The organism is Sphingomonas sp. SKA58 (assembly GCF_000153545.1).
In the GTDB taxonomy this organism is placed as follows: domain Bacteria; phylum Pseudomonadota; class Alphaproteobacteria; order Sphingomonadales; family Sphingomonadaceae; genus Sphingobium; species Sphingobium soli.
Window position 1 is genome coordinate 17,029 of record NZ_CH959308.1, and the last position, 20,371, is coordinate 37,399.

23 protein-coding genes are annotated in these 20,371 nt (G+C 63.3%); 7 read left to right on the top strand and 16 right to left on the bottom strand.

All coding sequences use genetic code 11. From position 1 onward, the window contains the following. Window positions 1–24: 24 nt before the first annotated feature. From SKA58_RS15480 to SKA58_RS20115, 3 genes are read right to left on the bottom strand one after another with little or no spacing between them, the layout of a single operon-like run. The gene (locus SKA58_RS15480) at window positions 25–927 is read right to left on the bottom strand and encodes a hypothetical protein (RefSeq protein WP_009823406.1); all 903 of its coding nucleotides are present in this window, start codon (window positions 925–927) and stop codon (window positions 25–27) included. Continuing rightward, complete coding sequence (locus SKA58_RS15485) at window positions 915–1,727, bottom strand: hypothetical protein (protein WP_009823407.1); 813 nt, start codon at window positions 1,725–1,727, stop codon at window positions 915–917. Before SKA58_RS15485 ends, SKA58_RS15480 begins: the two co-directional genes overlap by 13 nt. Beyond that, complete coding sequence (locus tag SKA58_RS20115; RefSeq protein WP_009823408.1) at window positions 1,724–1,864, bottom strand: hypothetical protein; 141 nt, start codon at window positions 1,862–1,864, stop codon at window positions 1,724–1,726. The genes SKA58_RS15485 and SKA58_RS20115 overlap by 4 nt, the downstream gene beginning before the upstream one ends. Before the next feature lie 148 nt (window positions 1,865–2,012). On the opposite strand from SKA58_RS20115, the gene SKA58_RS15490 reads away from it, so the two are divergent. Next, window positions 2,013–2,624: a response regulator transcription factor gene (locus SKA58_RS15490; RefSeq protein WP_009823409.1), complete on the top strand. Its 612-nt coding sequence runs from the start codon at window positions 2,013–2,015 to the stop codon at window positions 2,622–2,624. A gap of 2 nt (window positions 2,625–2,626) precedes the next feature. Here the strand turns inward: SKA58_RS15490 and SKA58_RS15495 are convergent, their stop codons facing one another. The 4 genes from SKA58_RS15495 to argH are packed head-to-tail and all read right to left on the bottom strand — an operon-like array spanning window position 2,627 to window position 6,294. After that, entirely contained in the window at window positions 2,627–3,388 is a 762-nt protein-coding gene (locus SKA58_RS15495) for a precorrin-2 dehydrogenase/sirohydrochlorin ferrochelatase family protein (RefSeq protein ID WP_009823410.1), read from the bottom strand. After that, entirely contained in the window at window positions 3,388–4,653 is a 1,266-nt protein-coding gene (gene lysA, locus SKA58_RS15500; RefSeq protein WP_009823411.1) for a diaminopimelate decarboxylase, read from the bottom strand. Before lysA ends, SKA58_RS15495 begins: the two co-directional genes overlap by 1 nt. Window positions 4,654–4,669: 16 nt before the next feature. Continuing rightward, window positions 4,670–4,930 (bottom strand): hypothetical protein, encoded by a 261-nt coding sequence (locus SKA58_RS15505; RefSeq protein WP_009823412.1) that lies wholly within the window; start codon window positions 4,928–4,930, stop codon window positions 4,670–4,672. After that, complete coding sequence (gene argH, locus SKA58_RS15510) at window positions 4,927–6,294, bottom strand: argininosuccinate lyase (RefSeq protein ID WP_009823413.1); 1,368 nt, start codon at window positions 6,292–6,294, stop codon at window positions 4,927–4,929. Before argH ends, SKA58_RS15505 begins: the two co-directional genes overlap by 4 nt. A gap of 43 nt (window positions 6,295–6,337) precedes the next feature. Here argH and SKA58_RS15515 point away from each other — a divergent pair, with 43 nt between their 5' ends. The 5 genes from SKA58_RS15515 (at window position 6,338) to SKA58_RS15535 (ending at window position 12,646) form a co-directional block, all read left to right on the top strand. Continuing rightward, window positions 6,338–6,931 (top strand): TlpA family protein disulfide reductase, encoded by a 594-nt coding sequence (locus SKA58_RS15515; protein ID WP_037543886.1) that lies wholly within the window; start codon window positions 6,338–6,340, stop codon window positions 6,929–6,931. A 255-nt stretch (window positions 6,932–7,186) separates the two neighbouring features. Continuing rightward, complete coding sequence (locus tag SKA58_RS15520) at window positions 7,187–9,754, top strand: TonB-dependent receptor plug domain-containing protein (protein ID WP_009823415.1); 2,568 nt, start codon at window positions 7,187–7,189, stop codon at window positions 9,752–9,754. An 89-nt stretch (window positions 9,755–9,843) separates the two neighbouring features. Beyond that, a complete protein-coding gene (locus SKA58_RS15525) occupies window positions 9,844–10,947 on the top strand; it encodes an aminotransferase class I/II-fold pyridoxal phosphate-dependent enzyme (protein WP_009823416.1) in 1,104 nt (367 codons plus the stop codon). After that, window positions 10,944–12,194: an aminotransferase class V-fold PLP-dependent enzyme gene (locus SKA58_RS15530; RefSeq protein WP_009823417.1), complete on the top strand. Its 1,251-nt coding sequence runs from the start codon at window positions 10,944–10,946 to the stop codon at window positions 12,192–12,194. The genes SKA58_RS15525 and SKA58_RS15530 overlap by 4 nt, the downstream gene beginning before the upstream one ends. A 20-nt stretch (window positions 12,195–12,214) precedes the next feature. After that, a complete protein-coding gene (locus SKA58_RS15535; RefSeq protein ID WP_009823418.1) occupies window positions 12,215–12,646 on the top strand; it encodes a RidA family protein in 432 nt (143 codons plus the stop codon). 12 nt (window positions 12,647–12,658) lie between these two features. Here SKA58_RS15535 and SKA58_RS15540 read toward each other — a convergent pair whose 3' ends face one another. The 8 genes from SKA58_RS15540 to SKA58_RS15570 form a co-directional block, all read right to left on the bottom strand. Further along, window positions 12,659–13,036, bottom strand: coding sequence for a hypothetical protein (locus tag SKA58_RS15540; protein ID WP_037543779.1), 378 nt, complete (start codon window positions 13,034–13,036; stop codon window positions 12,659–12,661). An 81-nt stretch (window positions 13,037–13,117) separates the two neighbouring features. Then, on the bottom strand, window positions 13,118–13,309 hold the full coding sequence (locus SKA58_RS19560; protein WP_009823420.1) for a Trm112 family protein: 192 nt from the start codon (window positions 13,307–13,309) through the stop codon (window positions 13,118–13,120). Beyond that, a complete protein-coding gene (locus tag SKA58_RS15545) occupies window positions 13,306–13,920 on the bottom strand; it encodes an LON peptidase substrate-binding domain-containing protein (RefSeq protein ID WP_009823421.1) in 615 nt (204 codons plus the stop codon). Before SKA58_RS15545 ends, SKA58_RS19560 begins: the two co-directional genes overlap by 4 nt. Window positions 13,921–13,925: 5 nt before the next feature. After that, the gene (locus SKA58_RS15550; protein WP_009823422.1) at window positions 13,926–14,837 is read right to left on the bottom strand and encodes a tetratricopeptide repeat protein; all 912 of its coding nucleotides are present in this window, start codon (window positions 14,835–14,837) and stop codon (window positions 13,926–13,928) included. Between the two features lie 92 nt (window positions 14,838–14,929). Beyond that, on the bottom strand, window positions 14,930–15,757 hold the full coding sequence (locus SKA58_RS15555) for a MipA/OmpV family protein (protein ID WP_232209448.1): 828 nt from the start codon (window positions 15,755–15,757) through the stop codon (window positions 14,930–14,932). Window positions 15,758–15,850: 93 nt separating this feature from the next. Then, complete coding sequence (locus SKA58_RS15560) at window positions 15,851–16,243, bottom strand: DUF2141 domain-containing protein (protein ID WP_050763072.1); 393 nt, start codon at window positions 16,241–16,243, stop codon at window positions 15,851–15,853. A gap of 35 nt (window positions 16,244–16,278) precedes the next feature. Then, window positions 16,279–17,007, bottom strand: a complete 729-nt coding sequence (locus SKA58_RS15565; protein WP_009823425.1) for a sterol desaturase family protein — start codon at window positions 17,005–17,007, stop codon at window positions 16,279–16,281. A 77-nt stretch (window positions 17,008–17,084) separates the two neighbouring features. After that, window positions 17,085–17,975 (bottom strand): prephenate dehydratase, encoded by an 891-nt coding sequence (locus SKA58_RS15570; RefSeq protein WP_009823426.1) that lies wholly within the window; start codon window positions 17,973–17,975, stop codon window positions 17,085–17,087. A 160-nt stretch (window positions 17,976–18,135) separates the two neighbouring features. On the opposite strand from SKA58_RS15570, the gene SKA58_RS15575 reads away from it, so the two are divergent. Then, window positions 18,136–18,804 carry a c-type cytochrome gene (locus SKA58_RS15575; protein WP_009823427.1) on the top strand — a complete coding sequence of 223 codons (669 nt, stop codon included), beginning with the start codon at window positions 18,136–18,138 and terminating at the stop codon, window positions 18,802–18,804. Window positions 18,805–18,845: 41 nt separating this feature from the next. Here the strand turns inward: SKA58_RS15575 and SKA58_RS15580 are convergent, their stop codons facing one another. After that, a complete protein-coding gene (locus SKA58_RS15580) occupies window positions 18,846–20,363 on the bottom strand; it encodes a Ppx/GppA family phosphatase (protein WP_009823428.1) in 1,518 nt (505 codons plus the stop codon). Between the last annotated feature and the right edge of the window lie 8 nt (window positions 20,364–20,371).

The window sequence follows — 20,371 nt, forward strand, 5'->3', positions numbered from 1 at the left end:
GGCGGAACAAAAACAAACCGTTTCCTATCCATTTCGGAGTGTTCCAAGACATGCATAGGCCTGCGCGCGCACCAGCGGACTATCGCTGGCAGCGCCGGCTTCCAGATGCTCCCGGCGGGCATCCCCTTGCAAAGCGTCGCCCAAGGCGCTCCACGCGGTCAGGCGCATCGCGTCGTGCGGATGACGACGGGCAAACGCCGCCGCCAGATCCATGGCGTTTTCGTCGCCGCATCCGATCGCTAGTTCGAGCAGCAATTGCGCACTGGCCACGGTCATCGATTGCGCGATCACGCCGCGCGCCGTGTCAAAACGATATTGGCGCCGCCATCCCTGACCTGGCGGGCTGGCCAGAATGTTGAGCGATATCGACATGCGCTCTGGCGGAAGCTGGGTATGGATATCGCGGTGGGCGCGGTAGAGCTGCATTCGCCCTTCATGAAGCCAGCTACGCCCGACGCTGCGCAGCCTGACGGCTTCACCTTCAAAACCCACGACCTCGGCCCGGTCATAGTCGTGATAGTCCGATCCATAGCCCGGCCCCAGATAGCCGACGGTGAGAAAATCGAAGCCGTGGTCATGCGGCACATGATAGAGAAAGTGCGCTGTGCCGCTGGCGCGCACGACATGATCGGACATTGCCGGCCAGAACGCCGCCCGCAGCACATATTTGCCCGTTGGCGGCCGCAATAGCATGACCTGCGCGGAATAGGGGTTATGGCGGCGCTGGGTCGCGCATCTGGTCTTGAGTTCGGCGATAGCGGCGTCAGCGAGAAAATGGCGGTTACGCGCCAGGGCTGCGAGCATCGGCGCCGCGGCTGCCAGTCCATCCTCGCAGGATGGGTCGAAGGCCGGGCTTTCGCACCAGTCGACCAATGCGTCGAGATCGAGGATCGCGCCGTCGTCCTGCGTTTCGATCACGCGCGGCATGCAACCTGTTCCAGCCTTGCCAGCGTCTGCCGTGCCAGCGCCTGCACATTTACATCGGGGTCGACCTGCGCCATGCGCGTCAGAGGATCAAGCGCCTGCGCCGTGTCGAGTGCGAGATATTCCCGCATCGCCGCCCATCGCTGCCCCGGCAGCGGCGCGTCGAGCGCGGCGGCGAACAGTGGCGCAGCATCGTGCCGCTGCTGTATCCGCAGGAGCGAGAGCAGCATCAGCGTTCGCGCATGGCCTTCGTCCACCTGCGCCAATGTGCTCGTCCTTCCGCTGCCCAGATCGACACCGCGCGACAGAACGGGGCCAAGCGGCGCGACCTGCGCGCGCAACATCATGAGCAGTCCGCCGCCGTGCGCAAGGCGCAACGCCTGATTCCGTTCGTCCACATCCAACATGGTGCCGGGCTGACAATCGATCGACCGGGCACGTACAGCGCGGTCTCCCTCAAGCCTAAATATCTCGCCGTACAGCGGCCGATTGAGCGGACGGCACAGCGCATGGCGACCGGAAAAATGCAGCCGGTCAGCAGGCGGTCCGGCAAGATCGAGGATGGTGGCGGTAAGCCAGATGCGTTCCGTCCGCACGAACACCAGATGACGCACCCCTCCATTCCGGCTGGCGCGGACGGGCGGGAGGTACAGGGGGTCAAGGCGCATCTGTCCGGTCTGCTCCGTCAGCCACGCGTTAAACCACGCAATATCACGCAGGAATGGCCGGATCAGCGCCACCGCTTCGCCAAGCGGCACAGTGGCCGCCGCCTGCGCCGCTGCGGTGAGCGGCGCCGGCGTCATGGCTGGTCGATAATCGCGATCACGACATCCATCAGGCTGATGTCCAGTGCGCCGCCATCTGACAAGCCAAACGGGCTGATGAGGTCAGACAGATCGGGAATATCCTCGATCGCCAGCGGGGGGACGATATTGGTCATGCTGGCCTCCTCTTTAGATAAGCCAAGAAGGGGCTAGGGCCAGCGGCTAGGGCAAGCCAATTAAATGAAATTAATAATGGACCGATCCATTAAGCATTTTTTTGCCCGGTTCCCGTTAAACTCGGGGCGAACGACAGGAGCCCAAGGCATGTCCTATATATATCGCGGCGCGCAGGTTTCGCCTGACGAAGAACAGCCCCAGCCTGTCAGCCCGCGTCGCCTGCGCCTCTTACTGGTCGATGAAAATCCCACGGCGCGCGCGGTGATCGGACGCCGCCTGTCGCATCGTCATTATGACGTCACGGTCGTCGAGGACGGGTTTGCGGCGCAGAAGACGCTGATCATTCAGCCATCGGACATCATCCTTATCGACATGGATTTGCAGTTGCTGCCAGCGATCGGGACGATGGAAAAAATCCGCGCGGCGCATCCGGCCGGACATGCCTGCATCGTGATGATCGGCGGCGCATCCGACACCCCCAAGATGATTGCGGCGCTGGATGCCGGGGCTGACGATCACATCGTCAAACCCTTTGATTTCGACATGCTCGACGCACGGCTGCGGCGCGTTCATGCGCGGGCCGAGCGCGTCAACTTGCTGTCGCGGCAATATGCGGAGCTGGACGCCCGCATCGCCCGGCGGGCAATGGAATTGGGTGAAACGCGCGAGACGTTGCGGCAAGTGGAGCTGGATCGTGCGCGTCTGATGGCGTCAGTGGACCATTTGCAGGCGGAAGTCGCACGCCTTAGCGCGCGCTGAAATCAGTTCCCCAAGACAAGCAAGAGCGACAGACCCGGTTCCAGTTCCTCCGGCGGACGCGTGACAAGGATATGAACGGCATCGGCCCGCGCGCGATGGAGGATCGTGGCTGGAACATCGGCATGGTGATAGATACGGTCCGCCTCACCCAACAGCCGCGCGGCGCGTAACGTCAGATCCTCTGGATCGTTCGAAGACAGGTGAACCACTTCCAGCCGAGACGTTTGCGCCACATCCGGTCCGCAAAGCCAGCCGGCCAGCCCGGCCGCGGCCCGCTCGTTCAATGGGTCGATTGCCCCGCCCGGCGACAGCCCCGCGTCGATCGCGCGCCGCCGTTCGCCTGCATCCGGCCAGCGCGCGCGGATGGCGGGGCGCGCATCGAACAGGGCCTGCGCCAGCGCCCCTATCCTTGCGGGCAGCAATGACTCCAGCCGTTGGCGCAAGGCCTTGGCCAGGCCCGCCGATGCGCCGCCCGTGCCGATGGCGATCAGCACCGGATCACGATCGACAATCGCGGGTAGCGTGAAATCGCACAGGTCCGGATTGTCGGTCGCGTTAACCAGAATGCCGCGTACGCGCAGCCGCTCGGCCGTCGCTTCATCACCATCCGAAACAATGGCGATGCGCGCGCCCTGATCGTTTTCATCCACGATCCGCGCGCCGGCGCGCTCGAGCAGCCGCCGCTTCGCCTCCGCCGCCTCGCCATCCCCTGTCAGGATGACCGGGCGCCCCGCCAGCCGAAGGAAGACCGGCAGGCTGTGCATCAGTCCGCCAACCAGTCGGGAATGATATCGCCGTCGATCAGCGCGCGGAGCGGCGGCCGTTCGCGCACCACTGCCCATTTGTCGCCCGACACCAGGACTTCGGGCGTCAGTGGTCGGCTGTTATAGGTGCCCGCCATGGTCGCGCCATAGGCCCCGGCGGTCATGAAGGCGACCAATTCCCCCGCCCGCACCACATCCATGTCGCGATGCATGGCAAAGGTGTCGCCCGTTTCGCACACCGGTCCGACGACATTGGCGGTCGCGCGGTCGCCCGATGGCTTCACCGTCCGAATGTCATGCCAGGCATCATAAAGGCTGGGCCGCATCAGGTCGTTCATCGCCGCGTCAACGATGACGAAAGGCGCCTGCGCGCCCTGCTTCACCCGAATGACGCGCGACAGCAGCACGCCCGCATTACCTACGATCACGCGGCCAGGCTCGAACATCAGCCGGACGGGCCAGCTCTGCGTCACCCGGCACACCATCGCGCCATAGTCGGCCGGACTGGGCGGCAGCGGCTGGGCGGGATCATAGGGAACGCCAAGGCCACCGCCCAAGTCCGCCGTGCGGATGTCATGGCCGGCCGCGCGCAGCACTTCGATCAGCGCGCCGACTTTCACGAACGCCGCCTCCAGCGGCGCGAGATCGGTCAGCTGGCTGCCGATATGAACCGCGACACCCTGAACATCGAGGCCAGGCAGATCGCGGGCGGCAGCGTAGCTGTCCAAGGCGCGATCATAGGGAATGCCGAACTTGTTTTCCGACTTGCCGGTCGAAATCTTGGCATGGGTGCCTGCGTCCACATCCGGATTGATGCGAAAGGCGACCGGCGCGCGCTTGCCCATCGCGGCCGCGACCTGCGAGAGCATCTCGGCTTCCGGTTCGCTTTCCAGGTTGAACTGGTAAATGCCATGGTCCAGCGCGATCCGCATTTCCTCGGCCGTCTTGCCGACGCCCGAAAAGACGATGCGGCTGGCCGGTATGCCCGCTGCCACCGCGCGCAACAATTCGCCGGCCGATACGACGTCAGCGCCCAGCCCCAGCCTGGCGAGCGTCGCCAGCACTGCGGCATTGGGGTTCGCCTTGACGGCGAACGCGATCAGCGGATCACTGAGCTGCGCCAGACCTTCGCGGAACACCCCGACATGCCGTTCCAGCGCCGCGGTCGAATAGACATAGACCGGGGTGCCGACCGCCTGCGCAATGGCCTCCATCGGCACCTGCTCCACTTGCATGGCGCCGTCGACATAAGAGAAATGATCCAAACTCTTGTCCTATGGTCTAGTTGGGCCGCGCTTCGGGCGGCAGGTCGAATTCATCGTCAGTGCGCTCGCGCGACTGGGTCAGCAGTTCGACATTGCGCTCCGGACGCGCCTGAATCGACGGCGTCAGCAATTGCGTGCTGGTAGGTGCGGTCGCCGCACCGACGGGCACCGCAGGCAGCTTCTGCCCCTCGACGGGTTTCAGAGGCTGGCGGCCGCCGCAGCCGGCAAGCGTCAGGGCAGCGAGGCCAAGCCCAGCGAGGATGCGCAGTGTCTTCATCCCAGTTCCTCCTTCGCCTGCGCGATGCGGGCGCGCACTTGTTCGGGTGCTGTGCCGCCATGGCTTTTGCGGCTGGCGACCGACGCATCGACCGTCAGCACTGCATAGACGCGATCGTCAAGGCGATCGTCGATCGCCTTCAACATGTCGAGCGGCAACTGGTCGAGCGGGACGCCCGCCTCTTCTGCCGCCGCCACGGCGCGGCCGGTGATGTGATGCGCCTCGCGGAAGGGGATGCCGCCTTCCCGCACCAGCCAGTCGGCGAGGTCCGTCGCGGTGGCAAAACCGCTTTCGGCGAGGCCGCGCATCCGGTCAGTGCGGAAGGTCACGGTTTCCACCATGCCGGTCATCGCAGCAATCGACAGAGCCAGCAGGTCATGCGCCTCGAACACGGGGGGCTTATCGTCCTGCATATCCTTGGAATAAGCGAGCGGCAGACCCTTCATCGTCATGCAAAGCGCGGTCATGCAGCCCATGATGCGTCCCGCATGGCCCCGCACCAGCTCGGCCGCATCAGGATTGCGCTTTTGCGGCATGATCGAACTGCCGGTCGAATAGGCGTCGGGCAGCTTGACGAAGCCAAAGGGCTGGCTCGCCCAGATGATGAACTCTTCGGCCAGGCGAGAAAGGTGGAGCGACGCCTGAGTTGCGGCCATCAGATAATCGAGCGCGAAATCACGGTCGGATACGCTGTCCAGGCTGTTGTCGGTCGGCCTAGCAAAGCCGAGAGCCGCTGCTGTCATGTGCCGATCGGTCGGGAACCCGGTGCCGGCGAGCGCTGCCGCGCCCAACGGGCATTCATTGAGCCGCGCGCGCGCATCGGCAAAGCGACTACGATCGCGGCGCACCATTTCATAATAGGCCATCAGATGGTGGCCCAGCGTCACCGGCTGCGCCGATTGCAAATGGGTAAAGCCCGGCATCACGGCGTCGGCATGGTCCTGCGCCCGCGCCACCAACGCGCGCTGGAGGCCAATAAGGCCAGCCTCCACCTCATCAATGGCGTCGCGCACCCAGAGGCGAAAGTCGGTCGCTACCTGGTCATTGCGGCTGCGCGCCGTGTGCAACCGACCGGCCACCGGGCCGATCAGCTCCGCCAGGCGCGACTCCGTCACCATATGGATGTCTTCCAGGTCGAGGTTCACCGGAACCCCGCCCGCTTCATATTCAGCGGCGATGGTGTCCAGCCCGGCGCTGATCGCGTCTGCATCGGCCTGGGTGACGATCCCCTGACGCGCCAGCATCGCCACATGCGCCTTGGACCCGACGATATCCTGTTTCCACAAGCGCTTGTCGAACGGGATCGAGGCATTTATCTCGCGCATGATCGAAGCGGGGCCGGCAGCGAAGCGGCCGCCCCACATGCTGTTGGAGCCTGAACCCATGCTGTCGTCGTCCCGCGCGCTAATGATATTGCTCCTGCCTGCGTTGCTGGCGGCATGCGATAGGCAATCGCCGCCCAAGGAGCAAGCCAATGCCGCCATCAGCGGCGAAGTCACGCCGACGACCGGCGAAGCCACCGCAGAACCGAAGGGCGAGGCGGCGTTCAATTACAAGATCGACCGCAGCAAGGCAGGCACCGCCGCGCCCGACTTCGTGTTTCAGGCGCCCGATGGCAGTGACATGACGTTGCAGGATTTTGCGGGCAAGCCGATGCTGGTCAATCTTTGGGCAACCTGGTGCGCGCCCTGCATAGCGGAAATGCCGACGCTCGACCGTGTTGCAGCTGCTCACGGCCCCAAGGGGCTGGCCGTACTGACCATTTCGCAGGATGTGCAAGGCGCGAAGGCCGCCGGCGCGTTTTTCGCCAAACATGATTTGCCGCATCTCAAAGCCTATACCGATCCGGATAATCGCTTCGGCTTTTCCTACGCAACCGGTGTGTTGCCCACGACCGTCCTCTACGACGCGCAGGGCAAGGAAATGCTGCGCGTGATCGGCGCAATGGACTGGGAAGGCGCGGAAGCCAGGTCGCTGATCGACGCGGCGCTCGCATCCTGATTTCAAGGACGTAAGTTAGTATAACGGTTCTGCGATAAAAACCCTCCATGTCAGTGGATGCAAAGTTGCCCTGAAGAGTAATTTTTCGGGGCCATGATCAGCCTGCCTACGCAAAGCCAATAGGTTCGCACTGGCACTTGTGTCTTTTCAGACACAGACTCTTCTCTTGTTGGAAATGCTGCGCTGCAATAGCGGCTCGGCTGACACCGTTCGTTCATCCCTTTGTCATCGACATTGCAAAAACAGGGGGCATGAATGACAAGACTGTCCGCGTTCAAACTTTCTCTTATCCTGGCATCGTCCTGGTCGGCCGGTGCGCTGGCGCAGGAAGCGCCGCAGGAACCGCAGGCCGACGACGGCGCAGCCATCATCGTCACTGGTACACGCGCTGTCGGCATGCAGGCCGCGGACAGCGCCGCGCCGGTCACCGTGCTGGGCGAACAGGCGCTGTCGAGCGTCGGTCAGCCCAACCTCAATCAGGCCCTCACCCAGTTGGTGCCGAGCTTCACCGCCCAGACGCAGGGCGTGGACATGTCCAACTTCTCGCTGTCGGCCCGTCTGCGCGGTCTAAGCCCGAACCATACGCTCGTGATGGTGAACGGCAAGCGTCGCCACGGTTCCGCCATCCTCCAGGTGATCCCTGGTCCGTTCCAAGGATCGGCCGCGCCCAGCATCGACCTCATTCCGCCAGACGCCGTGTCGCGCATCGAAATCCTACAGGATGGCGCATCGGCAGTGTACGGTACCGACGCGATCGCCGGCGCGATCAACATGATCCTGAAGGATCAGACGGACGGCGGCACCTTCAAGGTGACGGGCGGCCAATATTATAACAGCGAAGGCGAACTATTTTCCGCATCGGGCAATGTCGGCTTCAAGCTGGGCGAAGACGGCTTTTTCAACGTTACCGCCTTCCACCGCCGCCAGGATTACACGACCACCGGCACGGGCCAGGTCATCATGGCCGACATTGACGGCAATCCCTATGTAAACGCCGCCGGCACCTATCCCGGGCAGTTCCCATCGACCAGCAACTATTATGATCCTGCCTGGGCCAATCTTGATCTCAACGGCATCAATGGCGGGCAGGCGAAGTCGCAGCTCAACATCCTCTTTTACAATATGGGCTATGATTTCGGCGGGGTCGAACTCTACAGCTTCGGTGATGTGTCGCGGCGCGTGGGCTATGCGCTGCAGGGCTATCGTCCACCCAACCGCATTTGCGCGGATGCGACCGACCTTACCACCTGTTATGGCGACACCGGCACGTTCGGCATGGTCCCACAGCAAAAGGTGGAACAGAAGGAATATAGCTTCACCGTCGGCGCCAAGGGTGAGTTCGGGTCCGACTGGAATTACGACCTCAGCGTCACCTACGGCTATGACCAGAATAAGATCTGGACCATTGAATCGGCGCATCGTTCGCTCTGGATCGCCAATTATAACGCCTCGCTCACGGACCCGACGATCACGCCCAATACGGTGAGCGACGCCTATGACGGCGGCTTCAAGCTCAGCCAGCTGACCACCACGCTCGACATCCGCAAGGAATTTGATGTGGGCATGGCCAATCCGCTGACCCTTGCCTTTGGCGGCGAATATCGGCGCGACACCTATGAAATCCTGCAGGGCGACTATTATTCGACCTTGGCAGAAGGCGTTCAGTCCTTCCCCGGCTACAAGGATATCGATGCAGGCAAACATCGTCGCAGCTCGCGGGCAGCCTATATCAACCTGATCGCCGAACCGATCGACAAATGGACCATCGACATTGCCGGCCGCTACGAGGACTATACCGACTTTGGCGATACGACGATCGGCAAGATCACGACGCGCTACGACTTTTCCGACGCCTTCGCGATCCGCGGCACCGCGTCCACAGGCTTCCGCGCACCGACTTTGGCCGAATCCTTCTATTCGACGGTGAATGTGGGGCCGACCAGCGCCGTGCTGCAATTGCCGGCCGGTTCGCCAGCAGCAACCTTGCTGGGCTTCAATGCGCTGCGTCCTGAGAAGTCCACCAACTTCTCGGCCGGTATCGTCATTCGCCCAACGCCCAAGCTCGCGATCACGATCGATGGCTATTATATCAAGATCAAGGACCGCATCTCCGCAACAGCGACGTTGCCCGCCATCCAGGGCGGTAATCCCGTCGCTGGGGCGGAAAGCATCCTCGCCGCGATTGCTTCTACCGGCCTTGTGCTCGACACCGGGCTTCAAACGCTGGGCGTGGCGAGCTTCACCAACCTCATCGACACCGAAACCTACGGTATCGACTTCGCCGCCCGCTATCCGGTGATGCTCGATTTCGGTAAGCTCGACCTGTCGCTGACGGCGAACTACAACAAGACCAAGATTACCGATAACAGCAACCCCGCCCTCTTCAGTTCCGTATCGGAAAGCTATATCGAGGACGCGTCGCCCGAATATAAGGTTGTGGGCAGTATCAACTTTGCGAGCGGCCCCTTCTCGGCCAATCTACGCCAGACCTTCTATGGCAAGACCAGCATCCTCGTCCGTTCGGCCCTGTCCGCAGCGGCGATGAACGGCCAGCCGATCGAGCGGGACGGCATCGTCAAGGCGACCGGGATCACCGATCTGGAACTGGGCTATGACTTCACCGATTTTGTGAAGTTCTCGGTCGGCGCGAACAACCTGTTCGACAAGCGGCCGGAAAAGCCAAAATTGCTGAGCGGTGTCACCGTGCTGCCGGGTCAGTCGCCCTATGAAAATGGCACGACATCCTGGAACAGCTATTATGGCCATGGTGCCTATGGCTCGGCCGGGGGTTATTATTACGCGCGTCTCGACTTCAAGTTCTGACGTCGTCACGAAGGAGGGCCGGTCCAGCGATGGATCGGCCCTTTTGCTTTTTGGCAATTGGTAGGTGGCCCATGTCCCTGTCCCGACGAATGATGATGCGCGGTGCGGTGGCCGCGGCGGGCGCCGTTTCCGCCTTGCCCGCTGTTGCCCAGCGCGGCCGCGCGGTCGCACTGCCCGACGATCCCGCCGGCATGGTCGCGAGCCTGACCGATGCCGTCTATATCAACAGCAACGAACATCCGGTGGGCCCCGGCCCGTCCGCCCTTCGGGCGCTGGCCGCCCTGCCGCCCCTTTCAGGCCGCTATGGCATGGCCTTTGCCGGCAAGCTCGAAAGCCTGTTCGCCGGTCAAAACGGCCTCTCCGCCGATCAGGTTCAGGTCCACCCCGGCTCCTTCATGCCGCTGCGGTCGGTCGCGCTGACCTATAGCTCGCGCGAACGACCGATCGCCTATTTCGAACCGACATTCGACCAAGGGTTTCTGGGCCTTGGCGATAAAAGCGTTACACGCTCGGTCGCGGTGCCGCTGGCTGGCGACTTCGTGGCCGATCCGCAAAAGCTGCTCGCGGCCGCTCCGAATGCCGGCGTCTATTATCTTTGCAATCCCAACAATCCGACCGGCCTTCCCGTCGCACGCACGGACATCGAATGGCTGCTCGCCCATAAACCCAAGGGCAGCATTTTGCTGGTGGACGAAGCCTATATCCAGTTCAGCGACGCGCAAAGCTGCCTGGATCTAGTGGCATCGGGCGCGGACGTGCTGGTCGCGCGCACCTTTTCCAAAATTTACGGATTGGCGGGCCTACGCTGCGGCCTGATCGCCGGGCGCAAGGATTTGCTGGATGGGATGGCGCGCTATGGCGTGAATATCACCCCCATGCCCGCCGTGGTCGCGGCCGAAGCGAGTTTGCTCGATGCCGATCTGGTGCCGAAGCGCAAAGCTGAGAATAAGGCGGTGCGCGACGATCTGATTACCTGGTGCGCGACGCAGGGCCTGCGCACATTGCCGAGCGAAGCGAGCTTCCTGATGATCCATGTCGGCCGTCCGGGGGCTGATGTGACAGCCGCACTGGCGCGCGATCGCATCTTCATCGGCGGGCCGCGCAAGCATATGGAGGATTGGGTGCGCGTGTCCATCGGCACAGAGGCAGAGATGCAGGCTTTCAAGACCGCCCTGCTCAAAGTCCTGGCATGACGCTGTCGCGCCGGCAGGCGATCGGCGCCGCGATCGCCATGCCGGTGGCGGCCAAGGCGACAGGCGCGACCAATCCCCCTGCCCTGCCGGACAAGGCCGGTTTCGCAGTCACCCCGATCGCTTATCTGGACAGTGCGTCGATCCACCCGATCAGCCTGGGCGCAAGGCGGGCGATGGATGCCTATGTCGCTGGCCGCACGCTTGATCCTGCCGCGCCGCCGCCGGTGGATCGCGCCGCCACGCTCGCCAAGTTCGCGCGGTTGGTCAATGCCGATCCCGATGAAGTGACCTGGGTGCAATCGACCACCGCAGGCGAGCAAGCGGTGCTTCGCGCGCTGGGTTTTCCCGGCAGTGGCGGACGGATCGTCACCGACACGCTGCATTTCTACGCGGCCTTTCCGATGTATCAGGAACTGGCCAAACAGGGCGTGGATGTCGCCTGGGTTCAGGCCCGCGACGGGCGGATCCTGCCGGAGGACATGGCGCGCGCAATCACCCCGGGCACCAAGCTGGTCAGCCTGTCGCTCGTGTCCACCTATAACGGGTTCCAGCATGACCTGAAGGCGGTATGTGCGCTGGCGCATGCGGCCGGCGCACTGGTTTATGCCGACATCATCCATGCCGCCGGCGCGGTGCCGGTCGATCTGCACGACAGCGGCGTCGATTTCGCCGCCTGCGCCACTTATAAATGGCTGATGGGAGATTTTGGCCTTGGCTTTCTCTACGCCAGGCGCGGCATCGTCGATGACCTTCGCCTGGCGGACTTTGGCTATTATGGCTTTGCCGCTCCCGGCGCCGCGCCGGGCATCGGCCTGTCACCGCCGCAAACCCATGTCTATCCCATGGACCCGCCCGGAAATGCGCCGACCGGCTATATCCACCGAACGGGCGCCCTCGGCCATTTCGGGACCGGCACCTATGCACAGGCTGTCATACCCGCGATCGACCACGGGCTTGATTATATTACGGCCATCGGCGTTCCGGCGATCCAGACTCACGCGCAAGAGTTGATCGGGCTGCTGCGGGAGGGGCTGACCGCCAAGGGCTATCGCCTCATCACTCCGGCCGACGCACGCACGCCCCTGTTGACGGCCCTTCTGCCCAACGCCAAGGAACGGCTGACCGGACCTTTGGCGCGCGCGCAGGTGCGCGTGTCGCTGCACGATCATCATTTGCGGATAGCGCCATCCGTTTTTACCGATACGCAGGACGTGGAGCGTCTGCTTGGTGCCCTGCCCCGCGCCTGACCCGTCAAGGAGAGATCGCCATGAAGTTCGCCCTCATCGCCAGCCTGTTGCTGGCCGCCGCGCCGGCCATGGCGCAGCCCGCTGCTACGCCGCAACCGCTGCCCGCCCAATTGCCCTTTTCACCGGCGGTGCCAGCCGGCGGTCTCCTCTTCCTGTCCGGCCAGATCGGCCAAGTGCCGGAGGGGATGGACCGCCATACGGACGGATTTGATGCCGCAGTCAAAGGCGCGATGGATGCGGTCGGCACAATCCTGAAATCCAATGGACTCGACTATGACGACATCGTCAAATGCACGGTGATGCTGGCCGACATGACGGACTGGCCACGCTTCAACGCGGCCTATCTGCCCTATTTCAAGGGCAAGCGCCTGCCGGCCCGCAGCGCCTTTGGCGCGAATGGACTTGCTCTGGGCGCGCCCCTGGAGGTGGAATGTATCGCGGCGCAGCGATAACGCAGCCAGACTTTAAATCTGTCGATCGGCGTCGAAAGGCGGCACGACACGGCAATGATAGGCCCGCTTTTCGTCGATCAGCCCCGTGTGCAACTCGGTCGACAGCACCAACGTCGCGCGGTCCAGCTGTTCGACCCGGCGCAGATCGCTGAGCAGCCCGCCGCCCTGCTTGACCAATGTAATCGTCGCATCGTCCTGCGCGATGATCTTGCTCCATTTCCGCCCGGATTCCCGCCAGCGCCCGGCCGTGAAATCAATCACGATGTCGCGAACGGAGCTATCGTCGGCGCAGGTCAGTCCCCGCGTGTCTGACATGGGCAGCGGATCGACGGCTGGCGCGGGAACCGCCGCCGGCGTGGAAACCGGGGTCGCCAGGGCGAGAAGGAGCATTGGCAGGAACATCGGGTTTACCTTATCTGCTGTGACCGTTTGGCGCGAGGCACCTCATAGCAGTGGCCACTTAACCGCGCCTTACAGCGGACGCGCCTGCCTTGCCACCAGCAGGGGCACGCCGTCACGCACTGGAAAAGCGAGCCCGGCCGCCTCCGAAACCAAGGCATGCCGCCCGGCATCCCAGCGCAGCGGTGTCCGCGTAACTGGGCATACCAGCTTTTCCAATAACCACGGGTCAATGGGAGGGAAATTTGCGTCCGGTTCGATCATTGCAGCGTCGCGCCGCCGTCGCGCTCGATCCGGCCAATGATCTGCATCAATTGCATGATGCGCTCCGACCGTTCGGAAAGGCTGTCGGCTTCCAGCAGGGTTTGCTTGGACGCAGGATCGAACGGCGCGATTTGCGCAATGCCATTCACCAATGCCACATCGTCCAGCCGCGATACCGCCGTCCAGTCGACGACATAGCCCAGCATGTCGGCAAAGCGTCGCGATTCCTGCTCCAGCGCGGCGCGTTCCACTGCGGACAACACTTCGTCCTCACCCCTCGCCTGTTCCACCTCCGCCTCGACCTGGCGGAATTGCGTCGCCACAGGCAGTTCGCGCAGAACCCGGAACCGGGCGAGGCCGGTCAATATGATGTTGAAGCGACCATCCTCCAGAGCCTCTATATGGCTGACATGGCCCAAGCATCCGACATCATAAAGCGGTGGCACCGGACCGTCGCCACGCGGCTGGATCATGCCGATCCGGCGGTCCCGCGCCATTGCGTCATGGATGAGGGCGCGATAGCGCGGCTCGAAAATATGCAGGGGCAGGTCCATACCCGGCAGCAGCAGCGCGCCCGCTAGCGGAAAGATGGAGACGCGCGTCGCCGCCATCGTCGTTACGCGAACAATATCTGCGACAGTTTCCGCCGCTGCGTTGCAACCCAAGGATCTTCCAGACCCACTGCCTCGAAAATCTTCACCAGCTGAGCGCGCGCCGCGCCATCATTCCATCCGCGGTCGCGCCGGACACTTTCCAGCAGCATGTCGGCGGCGCCGTCGCGATCGCCATTGCCCATCAGGCCCGCCGCCAGATCGAAACGCGCCTGATGATCATCGGGGTCGGCGGCGACCTTTGATTCCAGGTCCGACAGATCAGCCGTCGGACGCGCTTCGCGCTTGAGCGCGATCGCCGCGCGGGCCTGATCGATCGCCGGATGCTTTGCTACTTCAGGTGGGAGGCCGGCGATCAGCGCTTCGGCTTCGTCCAGTCGGCCAAGCGCGATCAATGCGCGGGCCTGGCCGCTCATGACCTCGGCATTGTCCGGATCCATCTCCGCGATTTGCAAGAAGATCGAAAGGGCGCGTTCATGCTCGCCCCCCGCGAGCATTTCCTCCCCCATGGCGATCAGCGGCGCGACTTCCTGTTGCAGCGCCTTTTCATCGGATTCTATCGGAAGCTGTGCCAGCAATTGGTCAAGATATTGCTTGAACTGCCCTTCCGTCCGCGCCTGCGACAGATCGGCCACCGGCTGACCTTGAAAAACGGCATAAACCGTCGGGATCGACTGCACGCGAAACTGGCTTGCGATAAAGCCGTTTTCATCGACATTGACCTTGACCAGCTTGACGCCCTTGGCGGCATAGTCGGCGCAGACCTTTTCGATTACCGGGGCCAGCTGCTTGCAGGGGCCGCACCATTCGGCCCAGAAATCGACAATGACCAGACTGGTGCGCGAAGGATCGACGACGTCACGGCGAAATGCCTCCACTGCCGCCTTTTCAGTCTCGCTCAGTCCCAGGGTCGCCACGTCGTCATCTCCTGCCAAGTTGGTCCGTCAAGGCCGCTGCCTTACAGCGCCTTATGTGGGGCGTCACCCCCATCGAACAAGGCAGGATGCCGTCAGAAGGTGTAGCCGACCCCTATCGCGCCGATCCACTGGTCCTTCGATCCGGCGATGGCGACCACGGGCGAGTCCGCATAATCACCGAGCATGCGCGAATAGCTGCCAAGGGCAAACAGCGTCCAGCCGCGCCGGATGTCGCCCGACAGGGAATACCCACCGGTCAGGTTGAAATTGACCTTGCGAAAGCCCGACCCGTCGCCAGCGCGATCATAGGCCGGCAGGCCGCTCGCGACGGCTTGTTCGGGCGTCACGTCGAAATAATAGCGGCCATATTTCTTGCCGACATAATCGGCCGACACGCCCAGGCCAACGAAGCTGCGGATCGACAAAGGGGTGAAATATTCAATCGCGGGCGTCACGATCATGCTGTCATGTGCGCCGGCAACGTCCTTGGTGATGGTGACGCGTGCCGAAATATTGTCATAGGCGCTGGTGATGACGCCGGTCTTTCCGATCCCGACGAAGCCGCCCACCTCGATCGCGGTGTCGAGCTTGCCCAGCGCGGCGACGGAGTCATCCTTGATGCGCTTGCGGCTGGTGCGGTCGAACCGTGCGCCCACGACGGGGCCAAGCTGAATGTCGATACCTTCGTCGCTGCGATTGGGAATGACATCGACGAAGAGGGCAGGCCCGCGCGTCCAGAAGGCGAAATCGTGAACCTTGCCCCGCAGCTGCGGGATCGGGATGACACGATAATCGTCGGACCCTTCATAGCTCGGCACGGCGGCCGCGCCGACGCCGATCGTCAGATTGCTGTGATCCTCCGCCTCTTGCGCCTGCGCGGTCATGGTGAATGACAGGGACGCGACAAATGTCGTGGCCAAAAGGCTACGGAAGGATGGCATGAGAACCCCTGTTTTCAAATCTCTATTCGGAAGGCAGAATGTTTCGGGGGGGTTACAGGTTCCCGATTTCCGTCACAGGAAATATTTCAGCTGAATATCCTGTTCGACCGGCACGCCGCTGATCGTGAAACTGGCGGATCGGAAGCTGGGCGCGCCAAAGCGCAGGACAGGGTTGCGAGAGAAGCCCACGCCTTCGCGCGGAATGCCGGCGAAGGTATCCAACCGCCCATTGCGATTTTCGTCATGAATGATCGCGATGGCATAGCTGCCCGGCGCCAATTGACCCAGCGTCACGGGGTCGCTGGACGCGGGTATGGAAAAATGCCGCTTGTCAGGGTCATCCGTGCAGTCGGGAAAATGATCCGGATCGCGCGTCACGCAAATCAGAATCTGGCCCTTGGCCGAACGCAGCCCTTCCAGCGCCATGCTGAGGGGCTGTGGCAAAGTGACGGGCGCCGCACCCATCGAAAAAAACCCCGCCAGACACAGACCAACCGCCTTCACGTGCGTCCCTTCGCAAATTTGCCCAACCCTTTGTCGGTGCCGCACAGACGATCCCAGAAACGAAAATACAGGCCGTAATTGCAAGCATAATATTCATGGTGGCGCTGATGATGGCTCGCCGTGATCAGCCAGGCGCCCAGCGGCCCGCGCACCATCCAGCCCGGAAACATTTCCCACCCCATATGGTTGCTGACCCCCATGACCGTCATGACGGTCAGGACGACGGCCAGCGCGCCGACATGGATCGGTATTATGAACACGAGCGCCGGAATGACGATCGCACCGGTGAGCGCTTCCCAGGGATGAAAGCTCATCGCGGCCCAGGCGGTTGGGGGGCGGCTGGCATGATGCACCGCATGGGCGATGCGGAACAGGCGCGGCTGGTGCATCCAGCGGTGCGTCCAATAGAACCAGCAATCATGCGCGGCGAGATAGAGCAGCACCGACAGCGGCAGATACCAGAGCGGATAGTCGCCAATGTCGCTGTAAATTTGCGTCCAGCCGCGCGCCTGCCAGCCCCAGGCGACGATCCCCGCCGGCACGCCGTAAATGACCGCAGACAAGAGCGACCAGCGCACTTCCCGCCCCATCTGCCGTTCCAGCCCTCGGTAGAGACCGGGCTGGCGAATGCGCGTCGCGAGCGCGAAACCACCGCTTGCCAGCAGGTAACGCACGCCGACGATGACGCTCATCGCCAAGGCGGACAGAAGGATGGCAGCAACCATGGTCGGCCTATACCCTTGAAGCATTACGGGCGAAAGGGTGGAGAGCGTCGGGTGGAGACGCGCCGCCGCCGCTTGGGTCAGGTGCGCGGACGGGCCTGACGGTAGCTGCCAAGCTGCCGGACCCATTTGGTGTGGAATTCCAGTTCGGCCAGCGCCCGGTCGACCGCCGCATCGCCCGGCATGCCTTCGATGTCGCAGAAAAATTCCGTGGCGGCAAAGCTGGCGCCGCGCTGATAGCTTTCCAGCTTGGTCATATTGACGCCGTTGGTGGCAAATCCGCCCATCGCCTTGTAAAGCGCGGCGGGCACATTCTTCACTTCGAAGAGGAAAGTGGTCATGACCGGGCCGATGCCTGCGACCGGCATTTTCGCCTCACGCGCCAGCACAAGGAAGCGAGTCATATTGTCGTCGCTATCCTCGATATTTTCCGCGACCAGCCGTAACCCATAAAGTTCGGCCGCCAGATAGGGCGCGATTGCCCCTTCCCCCGGCGTCTTGCGTTCGGCGACGAGTGCCGCCGCGCCCGCCGTATCGGCATAGGCGACCGGCTGAATGCCGCGTTCGCGCAGATAGTGGCGGCACTGGCCCAACGCCTGAACATGACTGACCGCGCTGGTTACAGGCGTCGCATCGGGCGCCATCAGGCAGTGGCGAATGCGCAGGAAATATTCATCGATGACATGGAGCCCCGATTCGGGCAGCAGGAAATGCATGTCCGCCACGCGCCCGTGCAGGCTGTTTTCGATCGGGATGATGGCGCGGTCCGCCTCGCCCTTGCGCACAGCGTCGATGGCGTCTTCAAACGCGAAGCAGGGCAAGGGCACGCAATCGGGTGCATAGCCAAGCGCCGCCAGATGCGAATTGGCGCCGGGCGCGCCCTGATAGGCGACGGCGCGCGCGGGGTTGGCTGCGGCCTTGGCAGCCTGGTCCGCGACGATCGCGCGGGCGGGGGCAGGATAATTTTCCATTTGCGCCTGCGCGCTTAGGATTTCCCCCCGGCCGGCGCAAGCGCCCTGCGCATTCGTCTATCAACCCGGCTTGCACCATCGCGCCAGCCCGATTATGGCAGCGCTCAAGAGGGGGCGCGACTGACAGCCGCCAAGACAAAAGCAAGGGAAGTCGAGCGAGATGGGCGATCGTTTCAATACCGTGGCGGGCTGGGCTTTGTTTGCAGGCATCATCGCCCTGGGTGGCGCGATCGTCAGTTCCAAATATTTCGAAACCGAACGGCCGGAAAAGATGGGCTATGCCATCGAGGGCGTGGAGGCCGAAGGCGAAGGCGGCGACAGCGGGCCCAGCCTCAACACCCTGCTGGCCAGCGCCGACGTCGCGGCGGGCGAAAAGGTGTTCGCCAAATGCGCCGCCTGCCACACCGTGAACCAGGGCGGGGCCAATGGCATCGGTCCCAATCTGTGGGGCACGGTCGGCGAAGCGATTGCCGTGGGCAAGGCGGGCTTTGCCTTTTCCGATGCGCTCAAGAGCAAGGGCGGTCAGTGGACGTTCGAAAATATGGACGCCTGGCTCAAAAGCCCTCGTGAATTTGCACCAGGCACCAAGATGACCTTCGCCGGCCTGGGCAATCCGGCCGATCGCGCCAATTTGATCGCCTGGCTGAACACGCAAGGGTCCAACCTGCCGCTGCCCGCGGCCGACCCTGAGCCAGCAGAAGCGAGCGCCACGCCGGCCGAAGCGGCGGGCGATGCAACCAACGCCGCCCAAAGCGTCGAAGGCGCGGCGCCCGCTGACGCCGCAACCGCCGGCGGCCCCGCGACGCCAACCACCGGCGAGAGCGAATAAGCGTGATAAGCGTTTGAATGGGACGGGCGCCTTGGCGCCCGTCAGCCGTTCATCATCCGATATTTAAACCCCATGGCCTGGGCCAGATGCCGCAGGCGGCGTTCGACGGCTTCGCCATAAAGATCGGCATCCTCGGCGCGCAGATACAGGTCGATGCGGTCATCATGCCGTTCCAGCCGCGATACCGCCAATGGCGCCTCCACTCCACCCGACATGCGTTGAGCCAGGCGGATGGCGAGGCCCCATAAAATGGCGCGCTGCAACCGGTCCGTCATGGCGATTCGCTCCAGCGCCGGCAGCGGTGCCACCCCTCCGCCAAAATGACTGCTGAGCGCCTGTCCCAGCATCGCTCGTTCCGCCGCGTCAATACCCACCCAGTTGCTGTGCAAAGCGATTTCGACACCCCGCTCCGCCCGAAAGTCGGGATTAGCGCGCCAGCTTACATCGGCCAGCAAGCAGGCGGCCCGGCGGATACGGCGACCCGACGCATCGTCATCGGTAAAAAGCGGAGCGATCCAGCGGTCGATCCGATCCCCATGGCCGCGAAACCGCGCCTGCGCCTCCCCTTCCGCCTCTGCTGCGACCAATAGCGGATCGTGCCGTTGGATATCGGGCGGCAGCGCTCCGTAAAGCAGCCCTTCGCGCAGGCCATAAGCGGACACGACCAGACGGCTCGACTTGAGCTGGCGCACCACAACCGACAGCAGAGCGGCGGCGTCCGGCAGCGTCGGCACGCGCGATCCCGTCATGGCCGGTATCTGTTTCAGCCGGGCCTTGTCGACATGGCTGACGATACGGGTCAGCTGTTCGGCGCGCGCAGCCGTCATTTCATATTGATGGACGACGGGCAGCGGAAAATGGGTCAGCTGCATATCGAACCGCGCCAGCGCACGCCACGACCCGCCGACCATGTAAAAGGGCAAGCCTGGTTCAGCGGCCCATCCGGCCTTGTCCAGCATCTTGGCGACGGCGCGCTCCAAGGCACGCGGCCCCTTGGCGCGGATCTGCGGCAGGCGCAGCACGCCCAGCGGCAGCGATATGGTCTGTTCCACCGCCCCGTCCCGCACCCGCGCCAGTTCCAGGCTGCCGCCGCCCAAATCGCCGACAATGCCGTCCGCGCCGGGAATGCCCGACAGGACACCCATGGCTGCGCCGATCGCTTCCTGCGCGCCGGTGAGCAATTCGACCGTCAGCCCCATGTCCTTGGCGCGGGCGATGAAGTCGGGTCCGTTGGTTGCATCGCGCACTGCCGCCGTGGCGACGCAGCGTATATCGGCAACCTTCATCGACCGGCACAGATGCGCAAACCGACCGATGGCGCGCAGGCCGCGCTCCATTGCTTCGGGTTCGATCGCACCGGTGCGGGCAAGCGAGGCGCCCAGTCCGGCCATCACCTTTTCATTGAACAGGATGAAGGGGATGCGGCGCGGTCCGTCATAGATGACCAGGCGCACGCTGTTCGACCCGATATCGATGATCGCCGTGCGCGCATGGGCGGGCTCGGGCGATGTCACCATCTGTTCGGCTGCGGCGCGCACGCGGCTCAGCATCGAATTCATGGCCGCGT

What these genes read in the sequence shown, in the direction of transcription:
- SKA58_RS15480 (WP_009823406.1), bottom strand. Translation starts at nt 927, where the DNA reads ATGCCGCGCGTGATCGAAACGCAGGACGACGGCGCGATCCTCGATCTC.
- SKA58_RS15485 (WP_009823407.1), bottom strand. Translation starts at nt 1,727, where the DNA reads ATGACGCCGGCGCCGCTCACCGCAGCGGCGCAGGCGGCGGCCACTGTG.
- SKA58_RS20115 (WP_009823408.1), bottom strand. Translation starts at nt 1,864, where the DNA reads ATGACCAATATCGTCCCCCCGCTGGCGATCGAGGATATTCCCGATCTG.
- SKA58_RS15490 (WP_009823409.1), top strand. Translation starts at nt 2,013, where the DNA reads ATGTCCTATATATATCGCGGCGCGCAGGTTTCGCCTGACGAAGAACAG.
- SKA58_RS15495 (WP_009823410.1), bottom strand. Translation starts at nt 3,388, where the DNA reads ATGCACAGCCTGCCGGTCTTCCTTCGGCTGGCGGGGCGCCCGGTCATC.
- SKA58_RS15505 (WP_009823412.1), bottom strand. Translation starts at nt 4,930, where the DNA reads ATGAAGACACTGCGCATCCTCGCTGGGCTTGGCCTCGCTGCCCTGACG.
- argH (WP_009823413.1), bottom strand. Translation starts at nt 6,294, where the DNA reads ATGTGGGGCGGCCGCTTCGCTGCCGGCCCCGCTTCGATCATGCGCGAG.
- SKA58_RS15515 (WP_037543886.1), top strand. Translation starts at nt 6,338, where the DNA reads ATGATATTGCTCCTGCCTGCGTTGCTGGCGGCATGCGATAGGCAATCG.
- SKA58_RS15520 (WP_009823415.1), top strand. Translation starts at nt 7,187, where the DNA reads ATGACAAGACTGTCCGCGTTCAAACTTTCTCTTATCCTGGCATCGTCC.
- SKA58_RS15525 (WP_009823416.1), top strand. Translation starts at nt 9,844, where the DNA reads ATGATGATGCGCGGTGCGGTGGCCGCGGCGGGCGCCGTTTCCGCCTTG.
- SKA58_RS15530 (WP_009823417.1), top strand. Translation starts at nt 10,944, where the DNA reads ATGACGCTGTCGCGCCGGCAGGCGATCGGCGCCGCGATCGCCATGCCG.
- SKA58_RS15535 (WP_009823418.1), top strand. Translation starts at nt 12,215, where the DNA reads ATGAAGTTCGCCCTCATCGCCAGCCTGTTGCTGGCCGCCGCGCCGGCC.
- SKA58_RS15540 (WP_037543779.1), bottom strand. Translation starts at nt 13,036, where the DNA reads ATGCTCCTTCTCGCCCTGGCGACCCCGGTTTCCACGCCGGCGGCGGTT.
- SKA58_RS19560 (WP_009823420.1), bottom strand. Translation starts at nt 13,309, where the DNA reads ATGATCGAACCGGACGCAAATTTCCCTCCCATTGACCCGTGGTTATTG.
- SKA58_RS15545 (WP_009823421.1), bottom strand. Translation starts at nt 13,920, where the DNA reads ATGGCGGCGACGCGCGTCTCCATCTTTCCGCTAGCGGGCGCGCTGCTG.
- SKA58_RS15560 (WP_050763072.1), bottom strand. Translation starts at nt 16,243, where the DNA reads ATGGGTGCGGCGCCCGTCACTTTGCCACAGCCCCTCAGCATGGCGCTG.
- SKA58_RS15565 (WP_009823425.1), bottom strand. Translation starts at nt 17,007, where the DNA reads ATGGTTGCTGCCATCCTTCTGTCCGCCTTGGCGATGAGCGTCATCGTC.
- SKA58_RS15570 (WP_009823426.1), bottom strand. Translation starts at nt 17,975, where the DNA reads ATGGAAAATTATCCTGCCCCCGCCCGCGCGATCGTCGCGGACCAGGCT.
- SKA58_RS15575 (WP_009823427.1), top strand. Translation starts at nt 18,136, where the DNA reads ATGGGCGATCGTTTCAATACCGTGGCGGGCTGGGCTTTGTTTGCAGGC.
- SKA58_RS15580 (WP_009823428.1), bottom strand. Translation starts at nt 20,363, where the DNA reads ATGAATTCGATGCTGAGCCGCGTGCGCGCCGCAGCCGAACAGATGGTG.